At 61.1% G+C, this 9,749-nt stretch carries 15 protein-coding genes; 10 read left to right on the top strand and 5 right to left on the bottom strand.

Features of this window, described 5'->3' with window-relative positions:
• Positions 1-8: 8 nt before the first annotated feature.
• From I5L03_RS03095 to I5L03_RS03080, 4 genes are read right to left on the bottom strand one after another with little or no spacing between them, the layout of a single operon-like run.
• Positions 9-749: a glycerophosphodiester phosphodiesterase family protein gene (locus I5L03_RS03095; RefSeq protein WP_197920222.1), complete on the bottom strand. Its 741-nt coding sequence runs from the start codon at positions 747-749 to the stop codon at positions 9-11.
• Positions 750-753: 4 nt separating this feature from the next.
• Entirely contained in the window at positions 754-1,215 is a 462-nt protein-coding gene (locus I5L03_RS03090) for a RidA family protein (protein WP_197920221.1), read from the bottom strand.
• A gap of 1 nt (position 1,216) precedes the next feature.
• The gene (locus tag I5L03_RS03085; protein ID WP_197920220.1) at positions 1,217-1,843 is read right to left on the bottom strand and encodes an HAD family hydrolase; all 627 of its coding nucleotides are present in this window, start codon (positions 1,841-1,843) and stop codon (positions 1,217-1,219) included.
• Positions 1,840-2,097, bottom strand: coding sequence for a DUF3572 family protein (locus tag I5L03_RS03080; protein ID WP_197920219.1), 258 nt, complete (start codon positions 2,095-2,097; stop codon positions 1,840-1,842). The genes I5L03_RS03085 and I5L03_RS03080 overlap by 4 nt, the downstream gene beginning before the upstream one ends.
• 91 nt (positions 2,098-2,188) lie before the next feature.
• Between I5L03_RS03080 and I5L03_RS03075 the strand changes: the two genes are divergently transcribed.
• The 5 genes from I5L03_RS03075 to I5L03_RS03055 all read left to right on the top strand — a co-directional run bounded on the left by I5L03_RS03075 (position 2,189) and on the right by I5L03_RS03055 (position 4,970).
• The gene (locus I5L03_RS03075) at positions 2,189-2,581 is read left to right on the top strand and encodes a response regulator (RefSeq protein WP_197920218.1); all 393 of its coding nucleotides are present in this window, start codon (positions 2,189-2,191) and stop codon (positions 2,579-2,581) included.
• A 127-nt stretch (positions 2,582-2,708) separates the two neighbouring features.
• The gene (locus I5L03_RS03070) at positions 2,709-2,951 is read left to right on the top strand and encodes an acyl carrier protein (RefSeq protein ID WP_197920217.1); all 243 of its coding nucleotides are present in this window, start codon (positions 2,709-2,711) and stop codon (positions 2,949-2,951) included.
• A gap of 6 nt (positions 2,952-2,957) precedes the next feature.
• On the top strand, positions 2,958-4,208 hold the full coding sequence (spt, locus tag I5L03_RS03065; protein WP_197920216.1) for a serine palmitoyltransferase: 1,251 nt from the start codon (positions 2,958-2,960) through the stop codon (positions 4,206-4,208).
• Positions 4,209-4,253: 45 nt separating this feature from the next.
• A complete protein-coding gene (locus tag I5L03_RS03060; RefSeq protein WP_197920215.1) occupies positions 4,254-4,685 on the top strand; it encodes an OsmC family protein in 432 nt (143 codons plus the stop codon).
• A gap of 138 nt (positions 4,686-4,823) precedes the next feature.
• A complete protein-coding gene (locus I5L03_RS03055) occupies positions 4,824-4,970 on the top strand; it encodes a hypothetical protein (protein ID WP_197920214.1) in 147 nt (48 codons plus the stop codon).
• A gap of 64 nt (positions 4,971-5,034) precedes the next feature.
• Here I5L03_RS03055 and I5L03_RS03050 read toward each other — a convergent pair whose 3' ends face one another.
• Positions 5,035-5,688, bottom strand: a complete 654-nt coding sequence (locus I5L03_RS03050; protein ID WP_197920706.1) for a YqaA family protein — start codon at positions 5,686-5,688, stop codon at positions 5,035-5,037.
• A gap of 260 nt (positions 5,689-5,948) precedes the next feature.
• Here I5L03_RS03050 and I5L03_RS03045 point away from each other — a divergent pair, with 260 nt between their 5' ends.
• From I5L03_RS03045 to I5L03_RS03025, 5 genes are all read left to right on the top strand, one after another.
• The gene (locus I5L03_RS03045; RefSeq protein ID WP_197920213.1) at positions 5,949-6,434 is read left to right on the top strand and encodes a hypothetical protein; all 486 of its coding nucleotides are present in this window, start codon (positions 5,949-5,951) and stop codon (positions 6,432-6,434) included.
• Positions 6,425-7,765 (top strand): DNA-packaging protein, encoded by a 1,341-nt coding sequence (locus tag I5L03_RS03040; protein WP_407647593.1) that lies wholly within the window; start codon positions 6,425-6,427, stop codon positions 7,763-7,765. The genes I5L03_RS03045 and I5L03_RS03040 overlap by 10 nt, the downstream gene beginning before the upstream one ends.
• A gap of 112 nt (positions 7,766-7,877) precedes the next feature.
• Positions 7,878-9,035 (top strand): phage portal protein, encoded by a 1,158-nt coding sequence (locus tag I5L03_RS03035; protein ID WP_197920211.1) that lies wholly within the window; start codon positions 7,878-7,880, stop codon positions 9,033-9,035.
• Positions 9,032-9,340: a DUF6127 family protein gene (locus I5L03_RS03030; protein ID WP_197920210.1), complete on the top strand. Its 309-nt coding sequence runs from the start codon at positions 9,032-9,034 to the stop codon at positions 9,338-9,340. The genes I5L03_RS03035 and I5L03_RS03030 overlap by 4 nt, the downstream gene beginning before the upstream one ends.
• Positions 9,337-9,726: an HK97 family phage prohead protease gene (locus tag I5L03_RS03025; RefSeq protein ID WP_197920209.1), complete on the top strand. Its 390-nt coding sequence runs from the start codon at positions 9,337-9,339 to the stop codon at positions 9,724-9,726. Before I5L03_RS03030 ends, I5L03_RS03025 begins: the two co-directional genes overlap by 4 nt.
• The last annotated feature ends 23 nt before the right edge of the window (positions 9,727-9,749 follow it).

Below are 9,749 nucleotides of genomic sequence, written 5' to 3'. Positions count from 1 at the left end.
CAAAAGATTTAGGAAGCCGCATCCCATGCCGCCACCCCGGCCCCTTCAAGAATGGGCACAGCACCGCATTTTATTGCCATCTCGACATGCGCAGTGCTGCGCACGGTCCAGGTCAGCAACGGGAGTCCGCGTTTGGCTTGAGCCCGCGCAAAACGGCTCGGCAAGTCGCGAATATCGTAGGCGAGGAACATCGGCTTTGCATGACGGACGGACATGCGCCGCTTGACCGCGCCCGACAGGGTTCGCGCATCCTCTTCAGTAATAACGAGCCCGCGCGCCAGATCAGGCATAGCCTTGGCGAACCAGCGTCCGACACGCGGATCGAAGCTCATTATCGCGACGTTCTCCGAATAGCCTTCCAGATCGCGCCGCACTGCGCGACACATGCGCTGGATATTGGTATTGTTGTCGCTCTTGATTTCGATGAGGAGTGGCACCGACCCCGCGACCTGTGCCAGCACATCGCGCAGCGTCGGGATAGTCTCATCCGACCCGAGCAGCATCATCGCGGTCAGATCGCCGACGGGCTTGCCAGCCGTCTTGCCCGGATTGCCCGTCAACCGCTCCAGATCGGCATCGTGGAACACCATGGCGCGGCCATCTGCGCTGAGGCGCACATCGCATTCAATGCCGTAGCCCCCGTCAATCGCGGCAGAAAAGGCCGCACGCGAATTTTCCGGCCGCTCGCCATCGTGCAGCCCGCGATGCGCATAGGGCTGGCGCGTCAGCCAGTCAGGCGCGCCTGCCATCGGCTTAATCAGCTTTCAGCGCGATGATAGCATCGACTTCCACTGCGGCACCCAGCGGGAGGCACGGAACGCCCACAGCCGCGCGCGAGTGGCGACCCGCCTCGCCAAAGACCTCGAACATCAGATCCGAAGCGCCATTCGCCACTTTTGGCTGATCGGTATAGGCGGGCGTCGAATTGACGAAAGCGCCCAGCTTGATCACGCGCTCCACCCGGTCGAGCGGGATTTCGGTCGCGCGAAGCTGCGCCAAGATCATCAGGCCACAGGCACGCGCCGCGGCTTGCCCGTCTTCCAGTGAAACATCCTCGCCCAATCGGCCGGTCACCAGCTCGCCATCGATAAAGGGCAACTGCCCGGACACGAACGCCATGTTGTTGGTGACCACGACCGGGACGTAGGATGCGACCGGAGCGGCGGCTTTGGGCAAAGTGATGCCGAGTTCGGCAAGGCGGGCTTCAACGGACATTTCAGTCATCTCCATGCAGGGTTTTCTGGATCCATGGCAGAGCCTCTGCCCAGCTGTCTATCCGCGCATTGGCATGGCCGGCCTTGTGCGCACAGGGGATGTGCGGGGCGATGGCAGGCTCTCCACAGAAATGCAGGCGATGCACATCCGGCGTGATTTCTGCGGCGGAGGCGTGATGCTGCGCCAGATCATCGATAAAGATCGCGCGGCTGGGATTATGCTCTTTCACTATAGCCTGCAGTGCAGAACCTTTGGGCCCCTGATTGGTATAGACCGGCGCTGTGATGCCCACATCCAGCAATTGCGCGCGGCGCGCTTCATTGCGGTGATCGACCAGATTGGTCAGCACCACAACGTCTGCATCACGCTGTAGCTCTTTAACGGCCTCCACCGCGCCGGGGATCGCGGTTTGGTGAGCCATCTGGGTATCGAAGAACCCGCCGAGCAGGGACCAGACTTCTTTCTCTTCGATCACCTCATTGCTTTGCCGCCGGGTCATCGATTGCACGAAGGGATTGCCATCGAGCGAGAACGCAATGTCATGCTCTGTATCGAGCCAGTCGGCAAAATGCCGCACCATGTGCAGCAGGACTTCATCGCAATCGGTGATGACAAGCGGGCGGCTCATGCGCCAATCTCCCTGTGGGCTCTCGCAAAGGTTTCGGGCTGCACGTTCAAAGCGTTTGCCGCGGCGATAAGGTCCGGCTCGTAAGCTGCGAGAAATTCGAAAACAGCGCGGTGGGTCGCTTCATCCCCGATTGCCGCGCGCAGGCCATCGGGCGTCAGGCCGGTCAGATCGAGGAAGCGATGCGCGCGATCATCCGACTGCATGATCCAGCCGAGCGCCGCGAGCGCAAGGGCGGAAGCATCCGCAGACATCATTTTACAAAGCTCGGCATTTGTAGCATTCCCGTTTTGGGAGTATTCCAAGAGTAGCTTTCCGCTACCTATGACGGATGGACTCGGGGGCGCAATGACGAAGAGAATCCTCGTTGTCGAGGACAACGATCTGAATCGAAAACTTTTCTGCGATGTCCTGCAGGCAGGCGGCTTTGCCGTCGAGCCCGTTGCAGATGGCAATGAAGCGATCGAGCGCGCGCGCGCTTTCTTTCCCAATCTGGTGGTCATGGACATCCAGCTGCAGGATGTGTCTGGCCTTGATCTGATTGCCACGCTTAAATCCGATACCGATCTTGCCTCGGTCCCCGTGCTGGCCGTGACGGCCTATGCGGGCAAAGGCGATGAGGAGCGCATCCGCGACTCCGGCGCAGAAGGCTATTTGTCGAAGCCAGTGAGCATTGGCCCCTTCATGGCGGCGGTCAAAGGCTTGGTCGATGCGGCTGAAGACACAACGCCCGCGCATTGATTCCCAGCTGCCGGAGCAAACTCGCGCCCCGCTCGCCGCTGTCCACACATTCGCCGTCCCCTTGCCGCGTGCACGCACCTGCCCTAGAGGCGAGCAGGACAAGCTCTAGCAAGGAACAGGACCGTTTATGGACCGTGCCGAAATCGATACCCGCATCCGCTCGATCATCGAACCCTTCAACAAGAAGGATGTCGCCATCACGGATTCGACGACTTTTGCAGGGGATCTGGAATTCGACAGCCTGACGGTGATGGATTTCGTCGCCGCGATCGAGGACGAGTTCGACATCATCATCTCGATGAACCAGCAGGCCGAAATCGAGACTTACGGCCAGCTTGTGGATGCTGTCGCCAAGATGACAGAAGCCTGATCCATTATGAGCGAAGGCATCATGCAGTCCGACCGTCCGGAGACCCTCGAAGGCGATTCCAAGGACCTGTTCTCCAAATTTGACGAGACGATTGAGCTGCGGCGAAATCTGCTGTCCAGCGGCGTGCAGGACCCGTTCTCACTCGTCATGGAAAAGGTGCTTTCGCCCACCCGCGCGATTTGTAACGGGCGCGACACCATCCTTCTCGGCACGTATAATTATATGGGCATGACCTTCGATCCGGACGTGCTCGAGGCCGGAAAACAGGCGCTTGACGATTTCGGTTCCGGCACCACCGGCAGCCGGGTTCTCAATGGTACGTTCCAGGGCCACAAGGAATGCGAAGAGGCGCTGCGCGAGTTCTATGACATGGAACACGCCATGGTCTTTTCGACCGGCTATCTCGCCAACCTCGGGATCATCTCTACCATCGCCGGAAAAGGCGATTACATCATTCTCGACATCGATAGCCACGCCAGCATCTGGGATGGCTGCGCGATGGGCAATGCCGAAGTAGTACCGTTCAAGCACAACGATGTCGAAGCGATGGAAAAGCGCCTGAAGCGCATTCCGGAAGGCGCCGGAAAGCTGGTCATCCTCGAAGGCGTTTATTCGATGCTCGGCGATGTCGCGCCGCTGAAGGAAATGGTGAGGATCGCCAAGGAAAACGGCGCGATGGTGCTGGTCGACGAAGCGCATTCCATGGGCTTTATCGGCGAAAATGGCCGCGGCGTGTGTGAAGAGGCAGGCGTTATCGACGACTGCGATTTCATCATCGGCACTTTCTCGAAAAGCGTCGGGACCGTGGGCGGCTTCTGCGTTTCCAACCATCCGAAATTCGACATCATGCGGCTGGTTTGTCGCCCCTATGTTTTTACTGCGTCCTTGCCGCCCAGCGTGGTGGCGACCGCCGCGACTTCGATCCGCAAACTGATGGACGCATCGGAAAAGCGCGCGCACCTTTGGGAAAATTCAAAGCGCTTGCACAGCGGGCTCACCGAAATGGGCTTCAAGCTCGGCACGGATAAGCCCGAAAGCGCGATTATCGCTGTCATCATGCCCGATCTGGAAAAGGGCGCGGCGATGTGGAGCGCGCTTCTGGAGGAAGGCCTCTATGTCAATCTCGCCCGCCCGCCGGCAACGCCTGCAAACATGACCCTGCTGCGCTGCTCTCTATGTGCCGAACATTCGGGCGAAGAGGTCGAGACGATCCTGCAGATGTTCGAAAACGCCGGAAAGGCCGTGGGGATCATCTAGGAACGCGGCAGCCACTCGCGCGTCTCATGGGAAAGGAGATTTCCCATGAAAACCACGAACACCGGCAGCGCAACTTACGAAGGTCTCGGCAAAGGCGGGAAAGGTCATGTGTCGACCGGCTCCGGCGCGCTTTCCGCGCAGCCTTATGGTTTCCAGACCCGTTTCGAAGATGAAGCAGGAACCAATCCTGAAGAATTGATCGCCGCTGCCCATGCGAGCTGCTTTACCATGGCGCTCAGTTTCAAGCTGGCTGAAGCCGGACACGAAGATGGCTCGCTAACGACATCATGCGAGGTCACGCTAGAAAAAGATGACGGCGGCTTCACTGTCACCAAATCGGCGCTGTCCACCAAGGGCAAGGTGCCGGGCCTCGAACAAATCAAATTCGAAGAGCTGGCTGCCGAAGCCAAGGCGGGTTGCCCGATTTCAAAGCTGCTGACAGCGGAAATCACTCTTGAGACGGAGTTCGAAAATTGATCGCCGGGTGGCTTCTCGCATGGGTGCTGCTGGTGGCAAGGCGATTACCGTGATCGGTTTTTGCGCATAAAGACCTGGTAACTGATCGGATGGTCGCCGCGAATTCTCCCGCAGTTCAACAGCAAAAGGAGAATTCACATGATAAAGACCGCCACCATTGCCGCTGCCGATCCCAGCGCCGACCGTAGCGCCGTCACCACGCTCGCCGGGACAGTGTCCGCTTTCGTATCCCTGCTTTCGATTGTCGCCACCACGTCGGTCGCGACCGTTACCATGATGATGTGACACTATTCGCCTAATTGGAGAGGCCGCGCCGAAGCTTCCTCTCCGATTGCGCGGACACGAAGAGCTAGATTTGCTCCAAGGAAGTGACACTATTGCAGCGGTGACCATCGTCATCTGCAGCATCATCGCTTCCGCCTAGCTGGGTGATCGCCACGAAACCGGCGACCACAAGCACCACGAAAATCGTGGTCACCGTGCCAAGATATTTGTCGATGATCGCCTTGATCGGCGCACCGAATACTTGGAACAGGATGCCCACCACCATGAAAATGAGCGCGCGCCCCGCGATGGATGCGAGCGTAAATGTCAGCAGGTTCATTTCGATGAAGCCCGCGGTAATCGTCATCAGCTTGAATGGGATGGGCGTGCCGGCGGCCAGGAAGACGGCTGCTGCCCCCTGTTCACGGATGTAGCAGGCGGCGACCGGGAAACTCTCGGTCAGTCCCAATACGCCCAGCATCCACGTGCCTACAGTCTCATACAGGAAGAAGCCGATCGCATAGCCGAACAGCGCACCCAGAACCGAGGAGATGGTCGCGATCAGGGCGAAACGGATCGCCTTTTTCGGCTCTGCCAAGCACATGAGACCAAGCAGCGGATGCGGCGGGATCGGGAAGAAGCTCGATTCGATGAAGCAGAAAAACGCCAGCCACCATTCCGCCTTGGGATGGGCCGCCTTTTCCATCGTCCATTCATAGAGCCCGCGCAGCAGACGCATCATAAGGTCAATCTCCCGCTGAAGAGTTTAGCCGCCTCTATGCCACCCGCGCCAGTCAGGCAAGCTCCCCGCAAGTCCAACAAAATAACCTATCTGGCACTTTTATATTGACATCGTGACACTATTTGGTTAGAGAAGCAGAACATCGCGATAGAGCGAGTCGGCAGCACGAAGTTTTTAAGGGCGGTCCCGCAGGGGAGCCGCCCTTTTTCGTGCCCGATGCGCAGCGCAGGACGAGCCAGGAAAACGGGATCGAACGCATGGCGAAAAGAGTAAAGCCGAGGAAAGAGCAAAAGCACCAGAACCTGCCCCAGAATTGGAAATTCATCTTCCTCGAAGAGCTGGCGGAAACATCGAATGTCACCAAGGCTGCCGCGAAGTGCGGCGCAATGACATCCTACGTCTACAAGCACCGCCGGGAAGATCCCGAATTCCGCCGCAAATGGGGCACCGCACTCCTTGAAGGTTACGAGAATCTGGAGATGGAAACGCTCGAAAGGCTGCGCTTTGGCACCGCGCCGGGCGATGCGAAGTTCGACATTCCCAACGCGCTGCGTTTGCTCGCCGCACACAAGGAAAGCGCCGCGCGGGAGAAGGCGCGCCGTGGCAAGCGGGACCGGGCAACGGTGCTCGCCAGCCTGAATGCAAAGCTCGACAAGATGCGCGAGCGACGCGCTGCGGCCGACAAATTGCTGGAAGCTGACGAGCCACCGGAGAATTCGGCCGGCGGAGAGCAATGCGCATGACGGCAATTGAGCGCGGCGCGGCACTCTTCCGTTTGAATACCGACCGCCGCCAAAAATTTCTCGGCGAGCTGAGCGATGACGAAAACGACCTTCTGGAACGCTACTGGCCGCTGTGGGCGCGCGCCGAACAAATGCCCCCCGCCGCGCATTGGCGGCTCTGGCTGATTTGCGCCGGGCGCGGCTTTGGCAAGACGCGTGCCGGGGCGGAATGGGTGCGCCATATCGCAGAGGAGCACGACGAGGCGCGTATTGCCCTCGTTGCCCGGTCCATCGGCGAAGCGCGCGCTGTGATGGTGGAAGGCGAAAGCGGCATTCTCGCGTGTTGCGACGGAAGCGAGGACCGGCCTTATTTCGAGCCCTCGCTCCGCCGTCTCACATGGCCAAGCGGGGCGCAGGCGACGCTATATTCTGCAGGTGAGCCGGAGAGCCTGAGAGGACCTCAACATTCGCACGCCTGGTGCGACGAGATCGCGAAATGGGACAATGCCGGCGAACGGGCACTCACCGCGTGGGACAATTTGCAAATGGGCCTGCGACTTGGCGAACATCCGCAGGTGCTGGCAACGACCACGCCGCGTGCGGTCCCGCTCATGCGCAGGCTCATCGGCGATGGAAGCGATCCCGACATCGTGGTGACGCGCGGCAGCTCCTACGACAATGCCGAGAACCTGCCTGCAGAATTCCTCGCCGCGATGAAGCGGCAATATGGCGGCTCTTCGCTCGGTCGGCAGGAGTTGGAAGGCGAGCTGCTGGCCGATGTCGAAGGCGCGCTGTGGAGCCGATTGCTACTCGAGGAATGCCGGGTGCCGGCAACGCTGGAAACCATGGTGCGCATCGTCGTCGGCGTCGATCCGCCCGCTTCGTCGCGCGGCGATGAATGCGGCATCGTGGTTGCTGGGGTGGATGCGGAAGGCAAAGCCTATGTTCTAGAAGACGCCTCGCTCACCAAGCCCAGCCCGGAGGCCTGGGCCCGGCGGGTGGCGGTGACATTGCGCAAATGGAAAGCCGACCGCGTGGTCGCCGAAGCCAATCAGGGCGGCGATATGGTCGCCAGCGTGCTGCGCGCGGCGGACTGCATGATGCCGGTGAAGCTCGTCCATGCGAGCCGCGGCAAGGTGGCCCGCGCCGAGCCGGTCGCAGCCCTCTACGAAAGCGGCCGCGTGGCGCATGTCGGGCATCTGCCGAAGCTGGAAGACCAGCTCTGCGGCATCATGACCGGCGGTGGGTATGAAGGCCCGGGCAGGTCGCCGGATCGCGCGGATGCTCTGGTGTGGGCTCTGACGGAGTTGATGCTGGGACGGAAGGGGCATCCTTCAATTCGCAGTTTCTAGACCCTCGTCACCCCCGCGCAGGCGGGGGTCCAGCTCTTGTGGCTGTGGCAACATCCAAAGCTGGATTCCCGCCTTCGCGGGAATGACGACTCGCATTCAGGAGAAAACAAGCATGTCTTTCATCGACACGCTCCGCACCGCCTTCAAGGGCGATGGCGGGGCTCGTGTGCCGTTGGCGCGCAGCTTTCAGTCACCCTGGGGATGGACCTTTGAAAATGGCGGCGCGAAGCCGCCTTTTTCGTATCGGGACTCCGTTCGCCACGCGTTCCTCGACAATCCGGTGGCGCAGCGCGCGGTGCGGATCGTCGCGGAGGGAGTGGACGGCGCTCCGGTGCAATCCGATGCGCCGGACCTGCTCGCTCTGGTGCAGGCGACAAGTGCCGGGCAGTCGCTGCTGGAAACGCTTGCCGCGCATCTGCTGCTGCATGGCAACGGCTTCGTGCAGGTCGCTCGCGATGGCAGCGGCAAGCCGGTCGAGCTGTTCGCACTGCGGCCCGAGCGGGTTTCGGTCGTGCCGGGCGAGGATGGCTGGCCGCGCGCCTATCGCTACAAGCTGAATGATCGCACGCTGGAAATGCCGGTGGAGGATGAGGATGGCTGGCCTTGTGTCATCCATTTGAAGAGCTTTCACCCGGCGGACGATCACTATGGCGCGGGATGCCTTTCGGCGGCCGAGCAGGCGGTGGCGATCCACAATGCCTCGGCCAGCTGGAACCGGGCGCTGCTGGAGAATGCGGCGCGGCCATCAGGAGCGCTCGTCTATGATGGCGGGGCGGATACTTCGGGGCTGACCACCGACCAGTTCGAGCGGCTGAAGGCCGAGCTGGCGCAGGCTTATCAGGGCGGCGGAAATGCCGGGCGGCCGATGCTGCTGGAAGGCGGGCTCAAGTGGCAGAGCCTCTCGCTTTCGCCTGCCGATATGGATTTCGCCGAGCTGAAGGCCGCCGCCGCGCGCGACATTGCGCTCGCTTTCGGTGTCCCGCCCATGCTGCTCGGCATGCCGGGCGACAATACCTACGCCAATTACCGCGAGGCCAATCGCGCGCTGTGGCGGCTCACACTGCTGCCGCTGGCGGGCAAGATCCTGTCGGGCCTTTCCGAAGGCCTTACGCCGTGGTTCCCGGAGGCGAAGCTCAGTGTCGATCTCGACCGCGTGCCTGCACTTTCCGAAGATCGTGAGCGGCTGTGGAAGCAGGTGAGCGAGGCCGATTTCCTTGAACCTGCCGAAAAGCGCGCGCTGCTCGGCCTCGATCATGGAGCAACGCAATGAACCGCGAAGACATGCTCGCCGCGCTGATGGCCCAAGCCCAAGCGGGCGGCACAGACCTTGTCACATTGCGCGCCATTGTCGAGGAAGCCAGCGAAGTCGGCGCGCGGCGCGCGGTCGAGAAGCTTGGCCTTGGCGATGACGATGCACAGGAAGACCTCGACGAATTGCGCGACCTGCTTGGCGCATGGCGGACTGCAAAAGCCTCCGCCTGGAAAGCTGCGGTCGACTGGATCGTGAAAGTGATCGGCGCGCTGCTGCTGATCGGCATCGCGGTGCGGCTCGGCGTGACGGAGCTTGTGCGATGAGGATCGCCGGGTATGCCGCGCTGTTCGATATTGCCGATGGCGCGAAAGACACGATCGTCGCCGGTGCCTTTGCCAAGTCCCTGACGGAACGCGCAGAGCCGATCCCGCTCTATTGGCAGCATAATCCGGACCAGCGGATCGGCACTGTCGAACTCGCCGAAGAGGACACACGCGGGCTGCGTGTCATCGCCAGCATCGACAATCCGGAGAGCCGCGCTGTCTCCGATGTTCTCGCCAAACGCGTGAGCGGCCTCAGCTTCGGCTACCGCGCGCGCGGCTACGAACGCACCGCCGATGGCCGCGTGCTGCACGATATCGACCTGTTTGAAGTGAGCCTTGTCTCCCACCCCCTGCAACACGGCGCCCGGGTTCATCGCGTCGCTTGAGCACCCCCACCCCAACCGAAAGG

It is taken from the genome of Aurantiacibacter sediminis (assembly GCF_016019885.1).
GTDB classification, from domain to species: domain Bacteria; phylum Pseudomonadota; class Alphaproteobacteria; order Sphingomonadales; family Sphingomonadaceae; genus Alteraurantiacibacter; species Alteraurantiacibacter sediminis.
The sequence above is the reverse complement of the archived record's forward strand: the minus strand, read 5'-3'. Positions and strand labels throughout refer to the sequence as shown.